General features: G+C 42.5%; 27 protein-coding genes and 1 other annotated feature. Of the genes, 7 read left to right on the plus strand and 20 right to left on the minus strand.

Features of this window, described 5'->3' with window-relative positions:
* The first annotated feature begins 33 nt into the window (after positions 1 to 33).
* Positions 34 to 245 (plus strand) — a binding site (T-box leader).
* Between the two features lie 41 nt (positions 246 to 286).
* Positions 287 to 1,114 carry a pyrroline-5-carboxylate reductase gene (gene proC / locus ACYH0L_RS10685; protein WP_256498760.1) on the plus strand — a complete coding sequence of 276 codons (828 nt, stop codon included), beginning with the start codon at positions 287 to 289 and terminating at the stop codon, positions 1,112 to 1,114.
* 254 nt (positions 1,115 to 1,368) lie between these two features.
* On the opposite strand, the gene ACYH0L_RS10690 is transcribed toward proC, so the two are convergent.
* The 3 genes from ACYH0L_RS10690 to ACYH0L_RS10700 all read right to left on the minus strand — a co-directional run bounded on the left by ACYH0L_RS10690 (position 1,369) and on the right by ACYH0L_RS10700 (position 3,761).
* On the minus strand, positions 1,369 to 1,512 hold the full coding sequence (locus tag ACYH0L_RS10690; protein ID WP_367307847.1) for a hypothetical protein: 144 nt from the start codon (positions 1,510 to 1,512) through the stop codon (positions 1,369 to 1,371).
* A gap of 14 nt (positions 1,513 to 1,526) precedes the next feature.
* Positions 1,527 to 2,015: a DinB family protein gene (locus tag ACYH0L_RS10695; RefSeq protein ID WP_482354012.1), complete on the minus strand. Its 489-nt coding sequence runs from the start codon at positions 2,013 to 2,015 to the stop codon at positions 1,527 to 1,529.
* A gap of 132 nt (positions 2,016 to 2,147) precedes the next feature.
* Positions 2,148 to 3,761 (minus strand): M20/M25/M40 family metallo-hydrolase, encoded by a 1,614-nt coding sequence (locus ACYH0L_RS10700; RefSeq protein WP_099726730.1) that lies wholly within the window; start codon positions 3,759 to 3,761, stop codon positions 2,148 to 2,150.
* 140 nt (positions 3,762 to 3,901) lie between these two features.
* Here ACYH0L_RS10700 and namA point away from each other — a divergent pair, with 140 nt between their 5' ends.
* Positions 3,902 to 4,918 carry an NADPH dehydrogenase NamA gene (gene namA / locus ACYH0L_RS10705; RefSeq protein WP_230030362.1) on the plus strand — a complete coding sequence of 339 codons (1,017 nt, stop codon included), beginning with the start codon at positions 3,902 to 3,904 and terminating at the stop codon, positions 4,916 to 4,918.
* A 118-nt stretch (positions 4,919 to 5,036) separates the two neighbouring features.
* Positions 5,037 to 5,801: an alpha/beta fold hydrolase gene (locus ACYH0L_RS10710; RefSeq protein WP_099726728.1), complete on the plus strand. Its 765-nt coding sequence runs from the start codon at positions 5,037 to 5,039 to the stop codon at positions 5,799 to 5,801.
* A 46-nt stretch (positions 5,802 to 5,847) separates the two neighbouring features.
* On the opposite strand, the gene ACYH0L_RS10715 is transcribed toward ACYH0L_RS10710, so the two are convergent.
* Positions 5,848 to 7,155 carry an aspartate aminotransferase type Ic gene (locus ACYH0L_RS10715; protein WP_099726727.1) on the minus strand — a complete coding sequence of 436 codons (1,308 nt, stop codon included), beginning with the start codon at positions 7,153 to 7,155 and terminating at the stop codon, positions 5,848 to 5,850.
* Positions 7,156 to 7,294: 139 nt separating this feature from the next.
* On the minus strand, positions 7,295 to 8,224 hold the full coding sequence (gene rnz / locus ACYH0L_RS10720; protein ID WP_099726726.1) for a ribonuclease Z: 930 nt from the start codon (positions 8,222 to 8,224) through the stop codon (positions 7,295 to 7,297).
* Positions 8,225 to 8,446: 222 nt separating this feature from the next.
* On the opposite strand from rnz, the gene zwf reads away from it, so the two are divergent.
* Positions 8,447 to 9,922, plus strand: coding sequence for a glucose-6-phosphate dehydrogenase (gene zwf / locus ACYH0L_RS10725; RefSeq protein WP_099726725.1), 1,476 nt, complete (start codon positions 8,447 to 8,449; stop codon positions 9,920 to 9,922).
* A gap of 47 nt (positions 9,923 to 9,969) precedes the next feature.
* On the opposite strand, the gene ACYH0L_RS10730 is transcribed toward zwf, so the two are convergent.
* The 9 genes from ACYH0L_RS10730 to ACYH0L_RS10770 form a co-directional block, all read right to left on the minus strand.
* Positions 9,970 to 10,692, minus strand: a complete 723-nt coding sequence (locus tag ACYH0L_RS10730; RefSeq protein WP_099726724.1) for a GntR family transcriptional regulator — start codon at positions 10,690 to 10,692, stop codon at positions 9,970 to 9,972.
* 189 nt (positions 10,693 to 10,881) lie between these two features.
* A complete protein-coding gene (locus ACYH0L_RS10735) occupies positions 10,882 to 12,288 on the minus strand; it encodes a glycoside hydrolase family 1 protein (RefSeq protein ID WP_099726723.1) in 1,407 nt (468 codons plus the stop codon).
* Positions 12,272 to 13,618 (minus strand): PTS cellobiose transporter subunit IIC, encoded by a 1,347-nt coding sequence (gene celB, locus ACYH0L_RS10740; protein WP_099726722.1) that lies wholly within the window; start codon positions 13,616 to 13,618, stop codon positions 12,272 to 12,274. Before celB ends, ACYH0L_RS10735 begins: the two co-directional genes overlap by 17 nt.
* A gap of 25 nt (positions 13,619 to 13,643) precedes the next feature.
* Positions 13,644 to 13,976, minus strand: coding sequence for a PTS sugar transporter subunit IIA (locus tag ACYH0L_RS10745; protein ID WP_099726721.1), 333 nt, complete (start codon positions 13,974 to 13,976; stop codon positions 13,644 to 13,646).
* A 3-nt stretch (positions 13,977 to 13,979) separates the two neighbouring features.
* On the minus strand, positions 13,980 to 14,291 hold the full coding sequence (locus ACYH0L_RS10750; protein ID WP_099726720.1) for a PTS sugar transporter subunit IIB: 312 nt from the start codon (positions 14,289 to 14,291) through the stop codon (positions 13,980 to 13,982).
* Positions 14,292 to 14,476: 185 nt separating this feature from the next.
* A complete protein-coding gene (locus tag ACYH0L_RS10755; protein ID WP_482354013.1) occupies positions 14,477 to 15,262 on the minus strand; it encodes a glucose 1-dehydrogenase in 786 nt (261 codons plus the stop codon).
* 12 nt (positions 15,263 to 15,274) lie between these two features.
* Positions 15,275 to 16,120, minus strand: a complete 846-nt coding sequence (locus ACYH0L_RS10760) for a GRP family sugar transporter (protein WP_482354014.1) — start codon at positions 16,118 to 16,120, stop codon at positions 15,275 to 15,277.
* Between the two features lie 114 nt (positions 16,121 to 16,234).
* The gene (gene gndA, locus ACYH0L_RS10765; RefSeq protein WP_456002242.1) at positions 16,235 to 17,644 is read right to left on the minus strand and encodes an NADP-dependent phosphogluconate dehydrogenase; all 1,410 of its coding nucleotides are present in this window, start codon (positions 17,642 to 17,644) and stop codon (positions 16,235 to 16,237) included.
* Positions 17,645 to 17,742: 98 nt separating this feature from the next.
* Positions 17,743 to 18,999 carry a DNA polymerase IV gene (locus tag ACYH0L_RS10770; protein WP_482354015.1) on the minus strand — a complete coding sequence of 419 codons (1,257 nt, stop codon included), beginning with the start codon at positions 18,997 to 18,999 and terminating at the stop codon, positions 17,743 to 17,745.
* A 107-nt stretch (positions 19,000 to 19,106) separates the two neighbouring features.
* On the opposite strand from ACYH0L_RS10770, the gene ACYH0L_RS10775 reads away from it, so the two are divergent.
* On the plus strand, positions 19,107 to 19,388 hold the full coding sequence (locus ACYH0L_RS10775; RefSeq protein WP_099726714.1) for a hypothetical protein: 282 nt from the start codon (positions 19,107 to 19,109) through the stop codon (positions 19,386 to 19,388).
* Between the two features lie 27 nt (positions 19,389 to 19,415).
* Positions 19,416 to 20,234, plus strand: a complete 819-nt coding sequence (locus ACYH0L_RS10780; RefSeq protein WP_230030365.1) for a membrane protein insertase YidC — start codon at positions 19,416 to 19,418, stop codon at positions 20,232 to 20,234.
* Between the two features lie 36 nt (positions 20,235 to 20,270).
* Here ACYH0L_RS10780 and ACYH0L_RS10785 read toward each other — a convergent pair whose 3' ends face one another.
* Genes ACYH0L_RS10785 through mce form a run of 4 tightly spaced genes read right to left on the minus strand, consistent with a single transcriptional unit; the run spans position 20,271 to position 23,766 of the window.
* Entirely contained in the window at positions 20,271 to 20,735 is a 465-nt protein-coding gene (locus tag ACYH0L_RS10785) for a chemotaxis protein CheW (protein ID WP_099726712.1), read from the minus strand.
* A 14-nt stretch (positions 20,736 to 20,749) separates the two neighbouring features.
* Positions 20,750 to 21,871, minus strand: a complete 1,122-nt coding sequence (locus ACYH0L_RS10790; RefSeq protein WP_230030366.1) for a tripeptidase T — start codon at positions 21,869 to 21,871, stop codon at positions 20,750 to 20,752.
* 16 nt (positions 21,872 to 21,887) lie between these two features.
* On the minus strand, positions 21,888 to 23,357 hold the full coding sequence (locus ACYH0L_RS10795; RefSeq protein ID WP_180275485.1) for an acyl-CoA carboxylase subunit beta: 1,470 nt from the start codon (positions 23,355 to 23,357) through the stop codon (positions 21,888 to 21,890).
* Complete coding sequence (mce, locus tag ACYH0L_RS10800; protein WP_099726710.1) at positions 23,344 to 23,766, minus strand: methylmalonyl-CoA epimerase; 423 nt, start codon at positions 23,764 to 23,766, stop codon at positions 23,344 to 23,346. Before mce ends, ACYH0L_RS10795 begins: the two co-directional genes overlap by 14 nt.
* Positions 23,767 to 23,867: 101 nt before the next feature.
* Here mce and prli42 point away from each other — a divergent pair, with 101 nt between their 5' ends.
* Entirely contained in the window at positions 23,868 to 23,960 is a 93-nt protein-coding gene (gene prli42, locus ACYH0L_RS10805) for a stressosome-associated protein Prli42 (RefSeq protein ID WP_149865350.1), read from the plus strand.
* Positions 23,961 to 23,998: 38 nt separating this feature from the next.
* Here prli42 and ACYH0L_RS10810 read toward each other — a convergent pair whose 3' ends face one another.
* A complete protein-coding gene (locus ACYH0L_RS10810; protein WP_099726709.1) occupies positions 23,999 to 24,508 on the minus strand; it encodes a L,D-transpeptidase in 510 nt (169 codons plus the stop codon).
* 53 nt (positions 24,509 to 24,561) lie between these two features.
* Positions 24,562 to 25,515 (minus strand): aromatic acid exporter family protein, encoded by a 954-nt coding sequence (locus ACYH0L_RS10815; protein ID WP_099726708.1) that lies wholly within the window; start codon positions 25,513 to 25,515, stop codon positions 24,562 to 24,564.
* Positions 25,516 to 25,538 lie beyond the last annotated feature (23 nt).

Consider the following 25,538-nt stretch of genomic DNA (forward strand, 5'->3'; position numbering starts at 1 on the left):
TTGTCCATCGTTGCATAATGAACAACAAATATAAGATGCGCGATGACAAGGATTAGTAAGCAAAATAATGATGCAAGAGAGTGAGGTCCGCCGGCTGTAAGACTTCACCATCCTCTTATTTGCTGAACCTGCCCTTTGAGCTGTTAGGCAAACCTAAACGTTTCCCGCGTTAAGGGACTAGAGCTGAGTATGCATGTTTGCATGCTAATTGAGGGTGGTACCGCGAAAAACCTTTCGTCCTTTTCAGGCGAGAGGTTTTTTTATTTTCTACAAGGAGGAGCAGCTTATGAGTAAAATTGGATTTATCGGTGCAGGCTCGATGGCGGAGTCTATGATTAAAGGTTTATTAAAAAGTGGTATCATGTCAAATGAAGATATCATTGTCACAAATAAAACAAACGAAAAACGATTAAACGAATTAAAGGTGCGTTATGGGATCAAAACGGATTTCTCTCGTTCCTTTATTTATGAAGAAGCGGATATTTTGGTATTTGCTTTAAAACCGAAAGATGCGGAAAGCGGGATTTCCGAGGTACGCCCTTACTTAAATGGACAGCTGATCATTTCTATTTTAGCGGGTATCTCCATTGAAACGATTCAACACTATGCTGGCGGGAAAACTGCGGTGGTTCGCGCGATGCCAAATACATCAGCGGCGATTCAGCAATCAGCAACAGGCATTGCCGTAAGTGATAAAGTCACTGAGGAGCAAAAGAAAAAGGCGGTCGAGCTGTTTGAAACGATCGGGCATGTGACGGTATTAGACGAATCACAGCTAAATGCTGTCACAGCCATCGCAGGCAGCGGTCCTGCCTTTATTTATCATTTGATTGAAGGAATGGAGCGAAGCGCTACTGAACTTGGGATGGACCAAGCAACAGCAAAATTGCTCATTTGCCAAATGATTGCAGGCGCTGCCAATATGCTTCAAGATAGCGGAAAGGAACCTGCTGAACTGCGCAAAGAAATCACAAGCGAAGGCGGAACGACAGAAGCCGGACTGAACACACTAGCTTCCTATCAATTTGAAGAAGCGATTGTCGATTGTGTAAAAACAGCGACAAAACGTGCCGCAGAATTAAACGACATGTTTTCAGCGGGCACGTATAAGTGATATGAAAAAGCACCTGTTTTGATGACAGGTGCTTTCAGATTTTTGACAAAGGGCTAAAATGACCTTTATTTTAGCCCTTTGTCTTCTTTTCAGCGTGATAGAAAACCTTTGAAGTCTAGGAAGGACGAGCACCGGAGCGGAGCGAATTTAACATTCGTGAGCACCGGCGCGCAGACCTGACAACGAATGCGAGGGTTTGTCTACACGCTGAAAGCACCTGTTTTGATGACAGGTGCTTTTTCACATATGCCCATCTATTTTTTCTCGCTAGTGACTGGATTTGAACTGTGTGATTCACACTTTGGTTCTTTCTGTTCTTTTTGAGAGAAGGCTTGTTCTAATAGAGAATCACGTGCTTGATAAACATTCACATCAATTAACAATTCTTGATGCTTCATTTATTAACACCTCCTCATGTAGATGATTCACTCATTGACATGATGGCTTTGATTTGAGCCAGATGATGATTTTCATGTAAAGCGATGGTTTCAGCTAATATTTGAACTGTCATCACGCCTTCTTCCGGATGCAAACATGATTGATCCCATATATCCTTTTCTAATAGCTGAAGCGTTTTGCTTCTTCTCTCTTTCAAACGATTGATCATCGAATTGATCTCCTGAGCATTATACAATTCATAAGCTCTTTCCTTCACATAAACTTCAGGATCATACGATTGAAAAGGCGTGTGATCACTTGATATCGCCTGCTCTATTCGCTCTGACCAGACTTCTTCTGTATCAAACAAATGTCCGGCGATTTGTTTGATCGACCACTTGCCCTCTCCTATAGATTGATCTAACGTGTGCTCATCACATGTCTGCATGAGCTCCTTTAGTTCACGAATACTCTCCTGAAGCGATGTGATGATTTCTGTTTTTGTTAATTTTCCAGTTTCCATTTATTCTCTCAATCCCCCTTCAAATAAATGTAAGTCTCTTTCAATATCATACTCTATTTATTTAGGCTGAAGGAAGGTTCATTTAAAAGCCAAAAACCCTATCATCCAGATAGGGCTCTTCATCACATATGCTTAATTCTTTTCTAATAAAGCATGAATCGTTGATTCTAGTAATGACGGCAATATACCGAAAGAGAACGGGACATGCAGCCGTTCTGTCCATTTGTGCGGGTCTTTTCCTAATGGACCAACGTTGATGACCGGAACGTAAAGAGCCTCCTTTTCTCCTTGTGGTAATGAATAACCTTTTTGGTAAAGCGGCATGTTGGTCGTGTAATCGCCTACATTCTGTTTTTCGAGCTGCAAGTAGCTTAAATCAGACAATCCGGGGAAATATTTCACTTCCTCTACTTCAAGCCTATAGACCTCCTTTGCCTTCCTTTGAATCTTCTTTAAGGCTGTCTGGATATGCGGCTCATCCGTTGAGGACACAGATGGGTAAAATGGCGGACTATAAAACAGAACAATCAGCGGTCCCTCTTCCTTACAAAGCGTCGTCAGCTCTGATACGATTTTTGTTGAAAAGTCGCGATCTCCAAGCTCACCTCGGTTCGCGAATGCATAGTTGACAATTCGCTCGACCTCCTGCGTACCTGATCGTTCAGCGGCTTTTTGATACAGCTCTTGATACGTGAGAACCGTGATGCTCGTGTCAATCGGGGTGAAATGTTTAAAGCGCTGAAATTCAGCTGTTTTCTGTCTAAGATTAGCCTCGATTTGGACTGCTGCTTGTTTCGCAGTGTCGTAGAGAAGCCCGTGCAGCTCTTCACTTGAGCGTTTCATCATGAGCACGTTAAATAGAGAAACAGCCGTGTGAGGCGTTTGAACGGAATAGGCTTCTTTTAAGTCCTTTTGCATCAAATTGGTCGGAGGAGGTGTCACTTCACCATCTACTTCCTCACAATAATCACTATTCAGCTCTAACAACCGGTTTAATTCAGATACCATAAAATTTGCATTTAAGCCTGAGAATGGCTCTCCTACATGCGTTTCAATCCCTTTGCAAAAAAATCCGGCAAGCACCTTCCCTATACTGCCTGTATAGATATATTGGTGCGTATCACCTGGATACTTTTCAAACATCGGCTCACTATTTAAACACGCGGTATAATCAAGGTCATACTCCTCCTTGAGCTCTTTTAGCTTAGGGACAGCCTCCAGCATTCCCTGTGAATTCACCTCTTCATCCGGGACTGTGACGAGCAGGACATTTCCTTCAAAGCTATCTGTCATCGCTCTTTCCAGCATAGAAAGCTGCACGGCGAGACCTGCTTTCATATCCATGGCACCTCTTCCAAACAGCCAGTCGCCTGAAGCAAGGTCCTCTCTTGCCCTCTTTGGAAGAAGCGCACTTTTTTGCGAAAAGGAGGCCATCAGCTCTTCTGGCTTACATGCCATGTTTTGAAATTCTCCGTAATCCTCTGTATCGACTACATCAAAATGACTAAGAAGCAAAACGGTACGTGGCAGCATGCTGCGCTTCACTAGAGCCGTTAAAAAATACCGGCCATCTTTCATCGGATGCAAAGCCAAATGATCAGGGTTCTGCTCAAAATAAGGCCGCTCCTTCAGCAAGTAATATAAATATTCCGCTAACGCTACTTCTCCTGTTGTACCAGATATGCTTTCATACTGCATCAGAGCTGTGAGCAGCTCTTTTAGTTCACTCTCTGTTTGCCATTTCATCCGTTTTCCCCCTTTGTTGTCTCTTTCCCTCTATTATACAAAAACGTATATAAAAGCTATATTCTTTGAGCACCTTTTATGACGAAAGTTTGAATGGCTGTTATAATCGGCTATACAATTCAATGAGGAGGCGAAGGTATTTGGAAACAAAACTCTTTTCACCTTGGACATTAAAAGGTGTTACGCTCAAAAACCGCATCGTGATGTCCCCGATGTGTATGTATTCATCCTATGACCGCGATGGGAAATTACAGCCTTTCCACTTTGCACATTATATTTCCCGCGCGCAAGGTCAGGCTGGGCTGATCATGGTTGAGGCGAGCGCTGTTTCCCCTGAGGGAAGAATTAGTGATCAAGACCTCGGGATTTGGAGTGATGAGCACATTGAAGGATTTGCCTCATTAAACGAACAAATCAAAGCATACGGAACAAAAACAGCCATCCAGCTCGCCCATGCAGGACGTAAAGCTGAACTAGACGGTGACATCCTTGCACCATCCAGCATTCCGTTTGATGAACGGTCTAAAACACCTGTAGAGATGTCTGTCGATCAAATCAAAGACACCGTTCAGGCGTTTCAAGATGCGGCTGTCCGGGCAAAAAAAGCTGGCTTTGACATCATTGAAATTCATGGGGCGCATGGCTATTTAATTAACGAATTTCTTTCACCGCTTGCGAATCAACGAACAGATGAGTATGGCGGTTCACCAGAAAACCGTTACCGCTTCTTAAGAGAAGTCGTTGATGCGGTCCATGACGTATGGGATGGACCTTTATTTGTCCGTGTATCCGCTTCTGATTACACGACAAAAGGACTCGATATTGCTGATTATATCGGCATTGCCACATGGCTGAAAGAACAAGGTGTCGACTTAATCGATGTCAGCTCAGGTGCTGTCGTGCAGGCGAAAATTAGCACATTCCCTGGCTACCAAGTGACCTTCGCAGAGAAAATAAAAGAAGGTGCCGGCATTCAAACAGGAGCTGTCGGTCTAATCACATCTGGTGTACAGGCAGAAGAAATTTTACAAAATCATCGTGCTGACTTGATCTTTATCGGCAGAGAATTTTTACGGGATCCTTATTTCCCAAAAACAGCTGCCAAAGAGCTTCGTACATCCATTGAAGCCCCGCGTCAATACGATCGCGCTTGGTAAGGTATCTAGGAAAAAGGTGTCTATTTTTTGAAATAGGCATCTTTTTTGTTTTTAAGAGAAACATCTTTGCCTTTTGTGCCGTCTTTTAGCTAAAGAACCACTTAGAGGAGATGGAAGAATGAACTCGGTAATGATTGAAAGAACGTATCATATAGATGGACATCACTTTAATACGAAGCATCGTCAAGGCAAAAGACAAGCGACCATTATCTTTGAAGCAGGCTACGGAATGTCTGGCGATACGTGGACAAATATGGCCCGTGATATTGACCCAGAGCTTGGGGTTTTCTTATACGACCGTTTAGGAAATGGAAACAGTAGTCATAGCGATGAAGGAAGAACCCTGCATGACCTTGCAGATGATTTAGATGCGCTTTTAAAGCAAGCCAATATTCAGCCGCCCTTTCTCATTGTGGCTCACTCATTCGGTTCTCTTGTCAGCAGGTTATGGGCAAGCCGCAGAAGAGAAGATGTCATCGGCATGGTGCTGTTAGACCCAGCAAGTGAGGAGCAAGAGCAGGTCATTCTGCCGCTTTTATCAAGGGAAGAACGTGCTTCCTATATGGCGCAGTTCACAGCAGAATGTACGCATGAGGACTTTCAGCAAATGCTGAACACGATCAAAGAGGAACAAACGCATTATGGGATGATGCCGCTTCTTGTCATTTCATCAGGCAAAAGCCGGTTGTTTCATCCAGCGCATGAAGCTTGGCTTAGGCTTCATAAACGGATGCTGTCTTTTTCATCCCAAAGCGGATGGATTCAGGCGCAGAACAGTTCGCACTATATTCATCATGATGAACCGCACATTGTGCAGCTTGCCATCTATGATGTATGGTGCGCGGCCAAACAACCCGTCTCCTATTATCAAACAGCCAATTAAAATTGAAAACTCCTTGACCGGTCATGAGTCAAGGAGTTTCTTTGATTTATGCCGTTGGGGCAGATTGACTTTTTTCAGAAAGCAGCTTTTCAATACTGACAAGCTGAACACATAACGTAAAGATATCAATCGCTTGCTCAAGTTCTTCAAGTGCTGGGAACGTTGGCGCAATGCGAATGTTACGATCAAGCGGGTCTTTTCCATATGGATATGTCGCCCCTGCACCTGTCAGTGTGACACCTGCTTCTTTCGCTTTTTGCACAACAGCTTTTGCACAATGATCAAGTGTATTTAAACTAATGAAATATCCGCCATTTGGCTTGTGCCATTCAGCGATGCCTTTCCCACCAAGCTTTTCGTCAAGGATAGAAAGAACGAGGTCAAACTTCGGCTTAATGATCGCTGCATGCTTTTTCATATGTTCCTTCAAGCCTTCTGGATTCTGGAAGAAACGAAGGTGTCTTAATTGATTGATTTTATCTGGTCCGATCGTTTGTACTGCTAATTGCTTCTGAGTGAAGCTCACATTGTTTTGACTAGACGCCATCAGTGCAACACCTGAACCTGGGAATGTAATTTTAGAAGTAGACGCAAACATAAACACACGGTTTGGGTGCCCTGCTTCCTCTACTGCTTGAAAAATATCTTTTAATGTATCAGGTGTATCTGTTAGATGGTGGACTGCATAGGCATCATCCCAAAAGATACGGAAGTCGTCTGCTTTTGTTTTCATTGAAGCAAGGCGGTCAACGACCTCATCTGAATACGTTATGCCATCTGGGTTGCTATATTTCGGTACACACCAAATGCCCTTAATGGCTTCATCTTCTGCGACCCATTTTTCCACCTGATCCATGTCAGGTCCATCAGCCTTCATGTCTACCGTGATCATCTCTATGTTAAATAGCTCACAAATGGCAAAATGACGGTCATACCCTGGACTTGGTGCAAGGAATTTTACCTTTGGCAGCTCTCCCCAAGGTGTTTTACTGCCATATACGCCGTGAGTCATGGCACGGGCAATCGTATCATGCATCATATTCAGGCTGGAATTACCGCCAATGATGATTTGTTCTGGCGTCAGATTGAGCACATCTGCAAAAAATTTCTTCGTTTCAGGAAGGCCTGTCAAGCCGCCATAGTTTCGCACATCTGTGCCATCCTCAGCTGTCATCACATCCCTTGATGTCACAACATCGAGCATGCCCATAGACAAATCAAGCTGTTTTGGCGAAGGCTTACCTCTAGACATGTCTAAGTGTAAGTTTTTACTTTTGTACGTTTCATACTCATTTTGTAGTGCCAAATAAAGGTCATTCAATTCTGCTTCACTTAACGCTGTAAAACCGCTCATCTTTGATTGTGCCTCCCGTATTCTTCATAGTTTGATATGTCATTTGTTTTTTCTTCACCATTTTACCACTACCTGAAAAAGAGCGTCATCATAAATATCAAAAAAATCACACAACTATTTTTAACGATTCATCCAATTTTTACAGGGTGCGGTCAATAGTAAAAGAAGAGAAATCATGTGCAGCTTCTGTCAGCGGGAATATATCGCGGGCTTCTTTCAACAATTGTTTCAGTGCCTCTTCCCCTTGGTACCTTGCACTAATATGGGTCAAAATTAGTCTTTTTGCGCCTGCTTCCTGCGCTGTTTTCGCTGCCTGTTCTGTCGTGCTGTGATAATAATTGTAGGCTAATTCTGCATCTTCTTTACCGAATGTTGCCTCATGGACTAACACATCCGCATTCTTGGCAAGCCTTGTTATATTCTCGCACAAACGAGTATCTCCTGAAAATGCAACAATCCTCCCTTTTTTAGGGGGTTCCAAATAATCGGTTCCGTCAATGATTCTGCCATCTTCGAGTGTCACGGTTTCCCCGTTTTTTAACTTCTGATACAAAGGTCCAGGTTTTACTCCGATTTCTTTTAGGTCTTCGGCTTTTAATGCACCAGGTACATCTTTTTCTACAACCCGATAACCGTAAGCTGGGATACCGTGCGACACCCGTCTTGCTTCTACTTGAAAGGTATCATCCTCAAATACGACTCCTTCATCTATTTCTATGATATGCAGCGGATATGTCAAATGCGTTTGTGTAGCTGAAAGTGCAGCGTTTACAAACGCTTTGATCCCCTTAGGCCCATAGATCGTTAGTTCATCCTCTCCGCCTTGAAAGGACCTGCTGCCAAGCAGTCCTGGGAGACCGTATACATGATCACCATGCATATGAGTGATAAATATTTTCTCAATCTTTCTCGGTTTAATCGTTGTATGTAATATTTGATGCTGCGTCGCTTCTCCGCAATCAAAAAGCCACACTGCTTTTCTCTCTTCTAAGAGCTTTAGCGCTGTGCAAGTGACGTTTCTTGTTTTTGCAGGAATGCCTGCACCTGTTCCTAAAAAGAGCAGTTCCATTACTTTTTCCTCCTACAGCCGGTATACAATATCTTCATTCATATAGAATACATGAAGACAAGGTAAATGTGAATTCAGCGGAATTTTTGAAAAAAGTCAAACTAGAGCAGAAAAAGTCGAATCAAATGTTTGCTTTACGAACAATGAACCTTTAAAATAAAGAAAATGTACATACATTCTCGGTTTTTACTACAATGCTACGAATAAAGTGAGGTACTTTTCGTGAATACAGAAACTAACAATCCAAAAGCAGTCATTGTCATTTTTGGCGCAACAGGAGATCTTGCCAAACGCAAGCTCTACCCTTCTATACATAGACTTTATCATAGCGGAAAGCTTGGAGATCAATTCGCCGTTGTAGGTGTCGGGCGCCGCCCGTGGTCTCATGAGGACCTCAGAGCTGTGGTAAAAGAATCTGTCCCTTCTGATGATGCAGAAGCGAAAACAGAGGAATTCATTTCTCATTTCTATTATCATGATTTTGACGTATCAAGCCCTGCTTCCTACCAGGCACTCAACACGCTTCTTTCCGGTCTTGAAGATACGTACAGTATCCCAAATAACCGTATGTTCTATTTAGCCATGGCACCGGAATTCTTTGGAACGATTGCGAAGTTCTTAAAGAGTGAGGGCGTATCAGAAACAACCGGCTGGTCACGTCTTGTCATTGAAAAACCATTTGGACATGACCTGCCAAGTGCCAAAACGTTAAATGAAGAAATTCGTGATGCATTTACAGAAGATCAAATTTATCGTATTGACCACTATCTCGGTAAACAAATGGTGCAAAACATTGAGGTCATCCGTTTTGCGAATGCGATCTTCGAACCACTTTGGACAAACCGCTATATTTCAAACATCCAAATTACATCGAGTGAATCTTTAGGTGTAGAAGACCGGGCTCGATATTACGAAAGTTCTGGTGCACTAAGAGACATGGTCCAAAACCATATGCTTCAGATGGTTGCACTTTTAGCAATGGAGCCTCCAATTAAGCTAAATACAGAGGAAATCCGAAGCGAAAAACGGAAAGCATTGCGTGCTCTTCGTCCTTTCTCTAAAGATGAGGTCGATCAATTCTTTGTCCGCGGGCAGTATGATGCTGGTACGATTGATGGCAGCATGGTTCCTTCCTATCTTGAAGAGCAAAATGTTGACCCGAACTCTAATACGGAAACATTCGTTGCAGGGAAGCTGCTGATCGATAACTTTAGATGGGCTGGCGTGCCATTTTACATTCGTACAGGAAAACGTTTAGAAAAGAAATCCACTCAAATCGTGGTTCAATTTAAAGACATTCCAATGAACCTGTACTATGGAAACGGGAATTCTATGCATCCAAACTTACTCGTTATTCACATTCAGCCAGATGAAGGCATTACCCTTCACCTGAACGCTCGTAAGCTTGATGGCGGAACGTATGCGAAACCAATTAAGCTCGACTACCAAACGAACTATAATGACATCATGAATACACCAGAAGCATACGAAAAGCTGATTCATGACTGCTTATTGGGCGATGCTACAAACTTCGCTCACTGGGATGAAGTGGCACTTTCTTGGAACTTTGTTGATCCAATTTCTGAGAAATGGGCAGAAAATAAAACCTTAAAACCAAATTACCCTGCTGGTTCTATGGGACCGAAAGAAGCGGATCAGCTTCTAGAGAAAGACGGGTATCATTGGTGGAATATATAAAAACGATACGAAAAAAGAGCAGTCTCCCTAAGGGTTCTGCTCTTTTTTTATCGTCCTGTTTTCGTAATTTCAACAGTTGAAAAGTCAAATTTATCATAGCGATGATGGCTAAAGGAGTATTCAAAAGGCCGGCCTGTGTTTAAATAAGCAACCTGCTCGACTTCAAGCACCGGATCACTTGGATCACAGCCTAAATACTGCTGATCAAGCTGATCTGATTTTGCCGCCCTTATTTTCTTGTGCGCCCCTGCCACTTTCAAATGAAGTTTCTTTGATATGTAGTCATAGATAGAACCCAGCAGAACCTCTTCATCTATTCCCTTAATCACATTTACTGGCATAAACGTTTTTTCTAATACATAAGGTTCTTCATCCACAAGGCGGAGCCGGATGATGTCATAAACGGGTGTGCTTGAGTCAATCGATAGGTGGGCTGCCACCTCTTCACTTGGGAAATGTACATCAAAGCGAATGATTTGGCTCGTCACGTTTTTATCTGCCATGACTTTCGTGAATCCTTTATTTTCATGGCCTGAGACGTTGATTGCACCTTGATTTAGCGCTGCCTTCACAATAAATGTGCCGTGACCTCTTTTTCTAAAGAGCAGACCTTCTGCCACGAGAAGATCGAGCGCACGCTTCATCGTCATTCTGCTACATTGAAATTCAGCGGCAAGCGAGTTTTCATCTGGAATGGGTTGATCTTCTGGATAATATGCTGTTCCTATTCGTTTTCTGATTTCTTCTGAAATGAGTTCGTACTTTTTCATCTCACACCACCAACTGACTTGTTTTTTCATATCATATTATAGCGCTTTCTTTATGGCGTTTTTTAGCCTTCCTCTCATTCTACACTAAGCCTAGTGAGCTTAAAAGCTTCCAGCGATTTTTGTTTGATTCTCTGCACCGTGCCATAAGAAAAATACTTGCCCTTTTTAAGAAAAGAGCAAGTATCTTCATTAAAAACCGTTATTCTCTGAAACAGATTGAAACCAGTATCCGCTTTTTTTAATGGTTCGCTTCCCGTCTTCTTGAAGGTCAACTGAGACAAATCCATAACGATTCTTATACGCATTCGACCATGACCAGTTATCCATAAACGTCCACAGGTGATAGCCTTTCACATTGCTACCTTCTTGAATGGCTTGATGCACCCATTTGAGATGCTCAGAAATAAAGTCAATGCGGTAATCGTCATGAATCATGCCTTCCTCATCCTTAAACCGCTCTTCTCCTTCGACACCCATTCCATTTTCAGAAATAAAGCATTCAATATTATCATAGTCTTTTTGGACTTTTTTCAATATATCGTAAATGCCTTTTTCATAGATTTCCCAGCCTCGATACACATTCATTTTTCTGCCTGGCATATCAAAAGAATCAAAGTAATGGTCTGGCATAAATGGTGCTTGAGGATGCGGCATATGCTCCTTTGCTTTCACTCTTCTTGGCTGATAATAGTTGATACCGAGAAGATCAATCGTATTCTCTTGAATGAGCGCGAGGTCTCCTTCCTCCATACGAGGCATAAAACCTTCTTTCTTTAACACTTCTACTAGTTTTTCAGGGAAGTGTCCTTTGACCGCAGGGTCTAGGAAGGATCGGTTAAAGAAAGTGTCAGCCATCTCAGCTGCTTCTACATCCCGAGGATTCTGGCTTCGCGGATACGAAGGGGTGAGATTCAGGATGATGCCGATTTTCCCGTCCTGCTGCATCTCTTTGTAAGCCGCAATTGCCTTAGCGTTTGATAAAATTTCATGAAAACCGACTTGCACTGCCTTTTGGAAATCGACTTCGTTTGGATAATGAAAGCTATACATATATCCGCCCTCTACAGGAACAATCGGTTCGTTATGGGTAAACCATTTTTTCACCCGGTCGCCAAATAACTGAAAGCACAATGCCGCATAGCTGACATAATCGTCTACCACCTGCCTGTTCACCCATCCGCCCTTCTCCTGCAGCGCCATTGGCATATCAAAATGGTAAAGGTTCACAAACGGTTCGATATCGTGTGCAATGAGTTCATTGATCACATCATTGTAAAAAGACACAGCTTCCTCATTGACCGCTCCTTTTCCTTCAGGTAAAAGGCGTGACCATGAAATTGATAGCCGAAACGAATTGTGGCCAATTTCTTTCATAAGGCGGATATCCTCTTTATACTTTCGGTAAAATTGAGATGTCACGCTCGGCCCTACACCATTAAAAAAACGTGTCGGCTCTTTTTCAAACCAGTGATCCCAAATGTTCGGTCCCTTTCCATCTCCAAGGACACTGCCTTCTGTTTGCGTGGCAGAGGCAGAAGATCCCCACCAGAAACCTTCTGGAAATGTATATGATTGCTTGTTATTTTCCATCGACATGTATTGAGTCTCCTTCGCCTTTGATGTTTGTTGTCTTCGTTTTTTCCGTTGTGGTTATTTTTTCATTCTTCACATTCATACGGTCAATAAACTTCAGGAACGGGAACCAAATGACAAACACAATCATTAAATTAAACAGCTGAAGCAGACCGCCTGCTAATGAATTTGTTGCCATGATCCCGCTAATAAAGATCGGCACCGTCCATGGAATATTCACGCCTGTCGGCGGCGGTACAATGCCTGTTGCCATCGCAAAATAAGAAATACATGTAATGACCATTGGCGCCAAAATCCACGGAATCAGAATAAGCGGATTCATCACAATTGGTAAACCGAAGATAATCGGTTCATTGACGTTAAATAATCCTGGTCCTAAGCCGAGCTTTGCGACTTGTTTTAATTGCTTACTTTTCAGGAAAATTAAAATCGTAAACACAACAGCCAGCGTCATACCGGTTCCACCCATGCCAACCGTATAGATTTCGATAAACTGCTTGCTGATGATGTTAGGAACCTCACCTGTTTTTGTATAGCTTTCAAGGTTTTGAATGGACAACGTATTCCAAATCGGGTCCATGACAGAGTTAATAATAATTTGACCGTGCAATCCAAAAAACCAAAGAATTTGTATAAAGAAAACGGCGATCAGCGTCGGAATGATACCGCTTCCAAGACCAACAAGCGGGGCCTGAACTGCATGATAAATCAGGTCATGCATATTTGTGTGAAAGCCTTGTGTAATGATGATATTGATCAGCAAAAAGGCTGTTAATGTAAGGGTAGCCGGAATCAGTGCAGCAAAAGACTTTGAAACAGCTGGTGGAACCCCTTGAGGCATATTGATGACGAATTTCTTTTGCACAAAATAACGATAAATCTCAGCTGATAAAAAGCCTGTAATCATTCCAAGGAACATACCCTTTGCACCTAAGCGGTCGACTGGGATCACTCCTGCAATGGAAGCAGCGCCCTCTTGTTCTAGTAAAAATGGCGTCAGTAGTAAAAACGATGCTAAAGCGATGACACCGCCAAATACAGCTTCCACTTCATAGCTTTTCGATAAATAGTAGCCAATCCCAAATACAACAAACACACTCATAATGCTGATGGTCGCACTTGGCGCGATATTCAGTGCAGACTGAAACCCTTCCAGTGCTGTTTGACTCATGATTTTATCTAAAAATGGCAAATTCATTAACACAACCATAATGGATCCAAAGATGGTGAGCGGGAACGCAAGCATAAAGGCATCCCGTAATACGCCTAAATAGCGGTTGTTGTTCAATCTCCCAGCAATCGGAACCAAAATGGCACTTATTTTATCAAACATTGGTTTCCCCCCTTGTTTACACCCTTTATTGTTTTAGCGATTGGAATATCGGCAGGAGCTCTCCCACAAGCTCCTTGATGGTAATGGTCGACATTAAGTGATCTTCAGCGTGCATGAGCAGTAAGGAGAATGATGTGGTTTTCCCGCTTGCCTCCTGCTGTACGAGCTGAAAATGGATTTCATGTGCATTCCGCAAATCTTCTTCAGCTTCTTTCATGAGGTCAAACGCTTCTTCTTCTTGACCTTCTCTAAATTGTTTAAGAGATTGAAGCAATTTGCTTCGTGCATTGCCGCTGTGTAAGATCAATTGAAAACTGACTTGTTCCTCGGTGAGTCCTTCGAGCGTTTTCTTTTCCATCCTTTAAGATTCCCCCATCAATGCAACCGCTTGTTCATACGCTTTTTGTCCATCTGCAAGCCCATAGGCCTGCATATCAATGACCTCTACCTCAATCCCGTATTTTTTTGCTTCTTTTTGAAGGTCGCCTTTTAAAAAGCTCATTTGCGGTCCAATTAACACCACATCCGCATTCGCCATTTCTTTTCTCGCTTGATCTTGCCCGACTGCCCAAATCTCTGCTTCGTCCCCAATCGAATCGGCATGGGCTTTCATCTTCGTGACTAGTAAACTCGTAGACATTCCTGAACTGCATGCTAATAAAATACGTTTCATTTCTCTCACCCCATTGTTGTAATAAAAGCGCTTCCAAATAATATTATATATTTTTATTTTTAAATGTCTAGACATTTCATTTTATTTGTCTGTATTTTATAAAAAAAGAGCATATCTATGTATACTCTTTTCAGATGATTGACAAAGGGTAAAATGATCTTTGCTTTAGCTTTTTGTCTTTCTCTTTATCCTTTTCCTGCTTGAAACCCAGGGTACTTTGTCATGCCGCCGTCTACATATAACGTCAATCCTGTGACATAACTGGCCTCTTTTGACGCAAGCCAGACAGCGCATGCTGCCACTTCTTCAGGCTTTCCGATATAGCCGATTGGAATCAGTTCAATGACGCCTTTTTTCAATGCTGGATCATCAAATTTCTCGGCATTAATTGGGGTATCAATCGCTCCTGGTGCAATGCTGTTTATGCGGATTTTTTTAGGGGCATATTCTAGTGCCAGCGTTTCTGTTAGAAGCTTGGCACCTCCTTTACTTGCTGCATAATGGACGAAATGAGGCCATGGGATTTGCTGATGAACCGACGACATATTAATGATTGAGCCTTCTATTCCATGATCCGTCATATACTTCAGTGCATCACGGCAGCCTAGAAACATGCCTGTTAAATTGGTTGACATCACTTTATTCCAGTTATCTAACGTCATTTCTGTCGAAGGAACTTCATTTTCTATTCCTGCGTTATTGATCATGACATCAAGACTGCCGTACGTATCAACGGCTTTCTTGATCATCGCTCTCATATCTTCTTCCTTTGATACATCTCCCTTGATTTTGACAGCCTGTCCGCCATTTTTTTGAATGTCCGCAATGGTGTCATCCGGATTTTCTTTATCGGAGAAGTAATTGATCACCACATTGGCTTTTTCTTGTCCAAATCGGCGCGCCATCGCTTGACCTATCCCTGTACCTGCTCCAGTGATCAGTACTGTTTTTCCTTCTAAATCTGGATACATTCGTTTAACCTCCTATTTTGTAAAGCCTAATAGCACGCCGCCTGCAATGATCATCAAGCAGCCTGCAATCACAAAGCTTGTTTTAGATGCTTTCTCTTTTAATAAGTAAATGCCGCCCAATGTTGAGATGACAATCCCTGTCTGTGACATCGAAAAGCTCACGGCTACGCCAATTAGCGGAATGGCTAAAAGAAGCCCTAGATTTCCTGTCGACCAAACAAGCCCTGCAATGATATTTCTGAACGTATATTTGCTAAACGGATCTTGCTTTAGACTAATGGCCAAGGATGAAAGCAGCATGCCGACGGATTGCGGGACGAGGGCAGACCATCCATCAATATCAAACCATCTTAAAATGACGACATATCCGACGTAGCCAACGGTTGAAATGAGTAGAATGATGATCCCTTTTTTAAAATTGCCTCCGCCATTCCCGCCATTCTTTTTTTGACCGAGTGATGTCATCACAACGCCTGCAATGATCAGTAAAATGGCACAAGAACCAATAAGTATGACCGTCATCGTTTGCCATTCTTTGAAGACCATGACGCCAAATAATGTTGTGCTCACAAGCTGCATGCCCGTTGATAAAGGAACTGCCTTAGACACTCCGAGAAAGGCGACACTTGAGAGCTGATTCATTTGGCCAATACTCCAAAAAATCCCTGAAATGACTGAAACCGCAAAAATAAGCGGTGTGAGCACGGGCATTTTGATCAAAAAGGCGCCAATTGAAAATAAAAAGGCGCCAAGGGTAATGCCAAGTGTTTGCTGGTACGCATTACCGCCAAGTTTAACACTGATGAGAACAATACTTCCCCAAAATATCGCTGGGAGAAGTGCATATAAAATGCCCACCTCTATCCCTACTTTCATTCTTTTTTACATAGCATCCCTCTTTTTCGCATTTTTAGCCGGAAATATGAAAACAAAAAAACCTTACCAAAGGTAAGGTTTTCTGCCGCTTTATGCTTATTTCATCCATTCAGTATGGAATACGCCTTCTTTATCTGTTCGCTCGTACGTATGTGCACCGAAGTAGTCACGTTGTGCTTGAATTAAGTTCGCTGGAAGCACAGCTGTGCGATAGCTATCAAAGTAAGCAAGTGCACTTGAGAATGAAGGAACAGGAACTCCTTGTTCAACTGCAAGTGAAATGACTTTACGAAGTGATGATTGATAGCTTTCGACGATATCCTTGAAGTAAGGATCAAGCAATAGGTTTTTCAGTTCAGGGTTACGGTCATACGCTTCTTTAATTTGTTGTAAGAAGGCTGCACGAATGATACATCCACCGCGGAAGATCATCGCAATTTCACCGTATTTTAAATCCCAGTTATATTCATCAGATGCTGCTTTCATTTGCGCAAAACCTTGAGCGTAAGAACAAATTTTACTCATGAATAGAGCTTTTCTGACAGCTTCGATCAGCGCTTGTTTATCATCAGCTGATTGAGTCGGCTCAGGGCCTTGGATTAATTTGCTTGCTTCAACACGCTCATCTTTCATCGCTGAAATAAAGCGCGCAAAAACAGACTCCGTAATGATTGGAAGCGGGACACCTAGATCAAGTGAGCTTTGGCTTGTCCATTTTCCAGTTCCTTTTTGTCCAGCTTTATCTAAGATGACATCCACAAGCGGCTGGTTTGTTTCTTCATCCACTTTTGTGAAAATATCAGCTGTAATTTCGATTAAGTAGCTGTCAAGCTCGCCTTTATTCCACTCTGAGAATACTTCATGAAGCTCTTGTGCTGATAATCCAGCGACATGCTTCAAGATAAAGTATGACTCAGAGATCAATTGCATGTCTCCGTACTCAATGCCGTTATGGACCATTTTGACATAATGTCCTGCTCCATCTGGACCGATATACGTTGTACAAGGCTCGCCGTCTACTTTTGCAGAGATCGCTTCTAAAATTGGTTTCACTAGTTCATGCGCTTCTTTTTGACCGCCAGGCATGATAGATGGGCCTTTTAGTGCGCCTTCTTCACCGCCAGAAACACCCGTTCCAATGAAGTGAATGCCACTTTCCGCAAGCTCTTGATTACGTCTTTGTGTATCCTTGTAATATGTATTTCCACCATCAATTAAAATGTCACCTTTCTCTAGGTGAGGAAGTAATGATTGAATGGTTGCATCCGTTGCTGCACCAGCTTTCACCATTAAAAGAATTTTACGCGGTGTTTCAAGCGACTGAACAAATTCTTCGATGCTGTATGTGCCTACAACGTTTTTCCCTTTTGATTCTTGAAGAAATTCTTCTGTTTTGCTGCTAGATCTGTTATAAACAGACACGGAGAAACCGCGGCTTTCAATATTAAGGGCAAGGTTTTTCCCCATAACGGCTAGTCCAACCACACCGATTTGTTGTTTTGACATAATTCTGACGTCCCTTCTAACACACTATATTGATTACTGCTGAAATGATGTACCCTTTGAAATTACCACAACATCACCTCTTTTATCAAGTTTTCAGGCTAGTCATTTCCTCTTTCGTCCTGAAAAAAGTCTTTATTAAAACTTGTACCCCTTGTTTTGCTCTCTTTTTCCTTAATGGTCATCCCTCTTTGAATCAATGGTTTTCCGTATTTTTCTTTGAGATCGTCTAAAATGGATTGAAGCGGCTCTTCTTTTGCATCTTCTGTATAAGAAAATAAATCAAGCTGCTTGACGGCTGATTTTCGTTCTACAAGATCTGTCCCCGTCACACCTAAGAGCCTTACCGGCTGGTCATTCCAATGCTTAAGGAATAACTGCTTTGCCGCCTCAAATAGATCTTCCTTTCGATCGGTTGGATTCGTGAGCATGACGCTTCGCGTGATATTTTTCCAGCTAGCATACCGAATCATAATGAGCAGCCGATTCGCCATCACTTCTTTTCTCCTTAATCTTGCGCTCACGGATTGTGACAGTTTATCGATTAAAGTGACGAGCTCATCTGTATCGTCAGAATCATGCGGAAGGGTTGAAGAATTACCGACGGATTTAAATTCATATATCCTGTCTGGATCAACGATACCGTCATGCTCACCATTCGCCTTTTGCTTTAATCTCGGCCCATTGATACCTAACAATTCTTTTAACGCATACTCATTTGCTTTTGCTAAATCTTCAATGGTATGAATTCCGATCGTTTTCAATTTATCTGCCGTTTTTTGCCCAACACCGTGCATGTCACCTGCTGGCAGCGGCCAGAGCATTTGCGGGACATCTCGTTTACGCAAAATGGTGATACCCATTGGCTTTTTCCAATTAGACGCCATTTTGGCTAAAAATTTATTCGGTGCAATGCCGATACTTGAAGGAAGCATGAGCTCTTCTACTAGCCTCGTTTGAATATCATGAGCGGTTTTCACTGCATGTTCGGCATATGGCGTATGCGTTAAATCAATATAGCCTTCATCAATCGATACTGGTTCAACTAAATCGCTATATTCTCTTAGTATCGTAAACATTTCTTGTGAGGAGCTGCGATATCGGTCAAAGTTTGGCGATCGGACAATCAGTCCCGGACAAAGCCGCTTCGCTTCCCACAATGGCATCGGCGGCTTCACACCTAATGCCCTTGCCTCGTAGCTGCACGTCACAACAATCCCTTTACGCTCTTTCGCATTTCCGCTAATGGCTAAAGGTTTCCCTCTCAGAGAAGAGTCATACGCCATTTCTACCGATGCATAAAAACTATTCATATCAATATGAAAAATGATTCGTCCCTTCCTTTGAGAATCAGCCATTTGCCTGCCTCCTACATCTATCTGATCTTCGTCACTTCATGTTTGTTACAATAGACATTTCATATGGTGTATAGTACACTGTGAGTAATGAAATGGATGTGATAATCATGATTATTGATACATTCAATGAAGTCTTTTTCCTTGTTGAATTCTTTACGATTATTCTTCCAGCACTGACGGCCATCGGCATTGCGTTTTTATTAAAAGATTGCCGAATGAACGAGCACCTTGGTGGACATCGTTTGGAAGAGTTGGACGCATCTTGCTTGAATCGAACAGACTTTCTGTTTATCATATATGATCGCATTACAACTTGGATTAGTAAAGTCATTCGAATGAAAAGATCATCAAATGATGATGAAGACCATTCGCTTCCTCTCTCTAATTAATTTTTTAAAAAATGAGGAGGAAACGAATTGAAACGTTTATTGACTATTTGTACCACTTTATGTTTAATGATGATTGCCTCACCTGCATTTGCGGCAAGTGCGCAAACGAATACGAGCTCTGATGGGTTTTTCCATCATTATTTTGTCCAGCCTTTTTCTGAGTTGATCATTTGGCTTGCGAACTTCTTTCATGATGATTATGGCTTATCCATTATGTTTGTAACACTCATTGTACGCCTGCTCATTTTCCCGCTTTTTGCGAATCAATTTAAGAAACAAAAAGTCATGCAGGAGAAAATGGCATTGATCAAACCTCAGATTGACCAAATACAAAGCAAATTGAAGAAAACGAAAGAACCTGAGAAACAAAAAGAACTGCAAATGGAAATGATGAATATTTACAAAGAGAACAACGTGAACCCGCTGGCGATGGGCTGTCTGCCTATGCTGATTCAAATTCCAATTGTTCTCGGCTTTTACTCCGCTATCCGCTCAACACCAGAGATCGCAACGCATTCGTTCTTATGGTTTAACTTAGGACAAACTGATGTATTCGTAGCGATCTTTGCAGGCGCTATGTATTTCTTACAATTTTATGTCACGCAAAGATATGCGAAGCAATCAGGCACCCAAACAGAGGCTGCGCTCAAGCAGGCCAAAATCATGGGCATGATTTTTCCTATCATGATGCTATTTATTTCAATCAATGCCCCTGCTGCTCTTCCTTTATACTGGATGACAAGCGGACTATTACTCACGATTCAGACGATTATTTTAAATGTGATGTACCAAAAGTCAAAAACGAAAGCTGAGGCAAACGATCAAGTCAAGCCCGCTGCTGAATAAAAATAGGCCCCTTATCCTTTGATAAGGGGCTTTTCTTTAAGCCAATTCTTCTTTCATTCGCTCTGGCAATTGATCGAGGTCCTCAATTTTCCCAAGAAACTTACTTGGGTCGACTTGTAAAATCATCTTGTTCTCTCTCTCCACAACGCCGAAGAAATATTCAGATGCTTTTGTGTTCATATGAAATGGCTTGATCTCGCTTAGCTCGATATCAATGATATCTTTTGCATCTGAGACAAGGCAGCCAATCATTTGATCGTTTAATTCAAATAGTAAAACCTTGGACTGTTCGTTCACATCAAGAGACTTTCCGTGAAGCATCACACCTGTGTCGCTGACTGGAATAACCTCTCCTCTTAATGACATGAGTCCTTTAATCTCTTTTGGAAGGTTCGATACTTCTTGTAAATAAGGGACCTTCTCAATCGACCGAATATGCTCTACACTGATGCCAAAATCCTCTTGTCCCACCTGGAAAATAATGATCTTTTGCGTGCTCACAGAGTCTCCTGCCTTTACGATGGATTTGTCGTTTCTTCGATAATGGCGAGAACCATTTCAGCTGTTTTGACTAATTCTTCAATCGGCATTTTCTCATTTTTCGTATGAATATCTTCATATCCAACAGCTAGGTTGACGGTTGGGACGCCGTTCCCGGCAATGACGTTTGCATCACTGCCTCCACCGCTTGTCTGTAGTTCTGAAGGACGGCCAATTTTCGCAGCCGCTTTTTTCGCCACTTCTACGACTTGATCGCCGTGAGAGAATTTGAAGCCTGGATACATGATGTCAATTTGTACATCGGCACTTCCGCCCATTTCTTTAGCGGTTTTTTCAAAGGCTTCTTTCATCTTTGCTACTTGTGTTTCCATTTTTGCAGGTTCTAAAGAGCGTGCCTCAGCAAGAATATCGACTTGATCGCAGACAATATTCGTTTGCGTTCCGCCTTCAAAACGGCCGATATTCGCCGTTGTTTCTTCATCAATGCGGCCAAGCGGCATGCTGGCAATCGCTTTTGATGCAATCGTAATCGCAGACACGCCTTTTTCAGGTGCTACACCTGCGTGAGCTGTTTTTCCATAAATGGTTGCGCGTACTTTTGCCTGTGTTGGCGCAGCCACGATAATCGTACCGACCTTTCCATCTGAATCAAGAGCATAGCCATATTTCGCTGTCATTCGTTTTGGATCTAACGCTTTTGCTCCAACAAGTCCTGATTCTTCACCTGCCGTGATGACAAATTCAATCGTTCCATGAGGCAAATTCTTCTCTTTCAGCACGCGGATGGCTTCAAACATAGCAGCAAGTCCTGTTTTATCGTCAGCACCAAGAATGGTTGTTCCATCTGTTTTCACATATCCGTCTTCAATGACTGGTTTTACGCCATTCCCTGGAACAACAGTGTCCATATGAGAAGTGAAATAGATCGTATCCGCCTGTTGATTTCCTTCCAGTGTGCAGATCAGGTTACCTGCACCGTGGCCAGTTGTCGCTTTTGAATCGTCTTCAACCACTTTAAGACCAAGCTGCGTGAATTTTTCTTTTAATACTTCAACAATTTTTTCTTCGTGTTTTGTTTCCGAATCAACCTGAACAAGTTCTAAAAATTCGTCTAGTAAGCGTTTCTCATTGATCATGATGGTGCTCCTCCTCTTATAGCGGCATGTTGCCATGCTTTTTTAACGGTCTATCTTCTTCTTTACTGCGAAGCAGGTCAAATGAGCGAATCAATCGCTCTCTCGTTTCAGCTGGCGTTAAAATATCGTCTACCAGTCCTGACTGAGCCGCTTTCAATACACTCGGTTCTTTGTCAAACTCCCGCGAAGCAGGATGAACAATTTCGTCTGCGAACGTTTTTCCCATGACATCAATTTCTGCCTCTGGCCATGCATAAACAAAGTCAGCGCCTAAGCCCTTACTATTCATAGCGACATATGCACCGCCAAACGCCTTTCTTAAAATCACGGTGATTTTTGGAACTGTCGCCTCTGCGTACGCATATAAAAGCTTCGCGCCGTGCCGGATAATTCCCGCATGCTCGGCTTTCTCCCCTGGTAAAAACCCAGGAACGTCCACAAGAGTTAAGATGGGAATATGGAACGCATCGCAAAACCGAATAAACCTGGCCGCTTTATCAGCAGCATCAAGATCAAGGCTTCCTGCCAGCACCTTTGGCTGATTGGCGACAAGACCAATCGAAGACCCTTGTAATCTGGCAAAACCTGTGACGATATTTTTCGAGAAACAAGGCTGCGTTTCAAAGAATGAGCCGTGATCCGTTATCGCTGTCACCACTTGTTTGACATCATAGGTGCGTGATGGATCCTTTGGCAAGATGTCGCCTGGATCGATGGCATCATACTTTCGTGCCTCTCTATGAATGACAGCCTGTTGTTTCGTTGGTATGTACGTTAAAAGAGTTCGAACCGCTTTTAACACGTCTCTCTCATCTTTCCCAGTATAGTGCACATTCCCGCTTGTCTGATGCTGAACACTTGCACCGCCAAGCCGGTCAGGACAGACCGTTTCTCCTGTTGCCTTTTCTAAGACTTTCGGACCAGTTAAAAACATATGGGCTGTTTGCTCCGTCATGAAGACAAAATCAGTCAATGCAGGAGAATAAACTGCACCTCCAGCACATGCGCCTAAAATAACGGATATTTGCGGGATTTGACCAGAGTACAACACGTTTCGTTTAAAAATCTGACCGTATCCTTCTAATGATACCACACCCTCTTGAATTCTCGCACCACCTGAGTCTTTTAGACCGATGATAGGCATTTGATTTTTAGCCGCCAGATCCATTAAAGAGGCAATTTTTTTGGCATGCATTTCGCCTAACGAGCCCCCATATACGGTCGCATCTTGTGCATAAACACATACGGGCCTTCCATGAATGAGTCCCGTTCCAATGACGACGCCGTCACCTACATGCTCTGACCTGTGACCTTTTGCAAATGGCTGAATTTCCATCAAGCTGTGCTGGTCAAGAAGGTCATGCAGCCGCTGACGAACAGTCAGCTTTCCTTTGTTTCGGTGGGCCGCTAATCGTTTTTCACCACCGCCCTTTAAAGCCTTCTCTCGCCATTCGGACAAGTCATTGAACGATTCATTCATCGCCATATTTCTCTCCTTTCAAGGGCTCACACAATTCAACTAACACACCGGATGTTTCTTTTGGTGAAATAAACGCGATACGCTTTCCGCTGGCACCCATTTGTGCTGTTTTTTGAAAAAGCTGCACGTCTAAGTGATCAAGATGGCTAAGATCAGCCTGAATGTCATCTGACTTTAATGCGATATGATGAAGACCCTCTCCTCTTTTTGTTAAGAAGGTATGTAATTTGCTATGATCTGCCATCGGTTCAATCAATTCAATGTGCAGGTCACCAAGTGAAGCGAAGGACGCCTTAATCTCTTGTTCAGGAATTTCTTGTATGTCTGAAAATTGCCAGTTAAACAGCTGATGAAGCGTTTGACTTGTTTCTTTAATAGAAAAGACAGCAATGGCGATATGATCGATTTGGTTCATTTGTTCACTTCCTTTGTTGATCACTTGTCGCGTACGAAAAAACGAGCTAGAATAAAGAAAGGTGCGCTCGTCGCAAAAATCTTCCGTAATAGGGGTGCGATATGTCTCAGAAATTCATGAAATTTATGGTATTGCTCATGATTAGCTTGCTGTTAATTTCTTCACTATTAGCAGGAGCGGCAACCTTTTTATAAGGTTTTGATAAAAGCAGACAAGCAGGTGATTCGTTCGATCAACGAATGGCCTGTTTGTCTTTGGCTAGCTTTTCAAATGAATCGCTTGATTTTGTAATCCACACCTTTGTTCCAATTGGAAGCTGGTCAAACAGTCGTTCTACATCTTGATTATGAAGTCTCACACAGCCTGCCGTGATAAATTTCCCTATCGATGTTTCGTCGCTTGTTCCATGAATCCCATAGGTTCTTCCATCTGTCCCTCGTGCATCAAATCCAATCCACCTTCGGCCAAGAGGGTTATTCTTCGCACCGCCTTCAATATTCTTTCTTCTGTAATAAGGATCTTTCGCTTTAATCATAATGGTAAATTCACCTTCTGGCGTTAACTCAACTGTTTTCCCTGTAGAGGCAGGATATACGTTTTGGATTTTTCCTTGATCAATAAAGGCAAGTTCATTCGTTTGTTTATTAATAATGACAAATGGGTCTCCGGGAAGCGGGTTCTGTCCAAGCGGCCAAATAGGCGAAAGGGACATGGTCAGCACGATATAAAATAAAAGACGCATAGGCTCCTCCTTTTTTCATTAGATTGACCAATGAAGGAGGAACTCATGCGTCTCTATTCTTTCATGCCTTTAAAATAGCTTTTCAGCACTAAATATTGTTCCATTTCCCCGAGGAAATGAAAGAGTGCGGCTCTTGCCTCAAATTCTTCTCGTGTTTGCGGAAGCGGGAGGGCATCGAACTCTTCTTTCATATCAACCAAGCGTCTTAAAAACTTATGCGCCGTGTTACCTGGGTGAATATGTTCGCGCAAGTCTCTGACGTATTCTGCAATAATTTGCCCATGCTCCGTTGTGATGGAAATAGACGTAATTTTCGGAAGTACGCGCTCAATGATTTCAAATTGCTTTTGTCTCATGTTGAAATAATGATAATACAGATTTTCATGCCTTAGCACATGGTTTTCAACATCACGATATGCGAGAGCTTTCGCTTCTTTGATCAATTGGTGTGTCTCTGGTATTTCTTTCCCTGTCCAGTCTTGTTTCCCTGTCATTAAGTATTGCTCGATTTCTTCAAAGATTTTCGCAAAATTGGCTTCAATTTGTTCACTGTATCGTTTGAGCTTTTTATCGACACTTGGCATATACAGGTTCATAATGAGGGCTACCCCAACACCAATTGTGATCAGCAGCAGCTCATTCCAGATGAGCTGAAGGGTAATCCCGCCGGACATGTACAAATGAAGAATGATCACAGAGCTTGTGACAATCCCTTCTTTCATTCTGAGCAAAACGGTTGTCGGAATAAAGACGAGCAGCATTAGACCAATAACGAAAGGATGATAACCAATCAGATCGAAAAATAAATAAGAAAATAAGATGGCGAGACTGCATGCGGCAAACCGGGCGCCTGATGCTATCAGTGACCTTTTTTTCGTCACTTGAATGCAAAGGATCGTAATAATCCCGGCAGCTGAATAATTTTCCAAGCCAAGCATTTGTGCAATATAAATGGCTATAGCTGTTCCTAATGCTGTTTTCAGCGTTCGGTAGCCGATTTTAAACATGATGTGATTCACTCTTTTCTGTC

The organism is Bacillus sp. MC1252 (assembly GCF_056838025.1).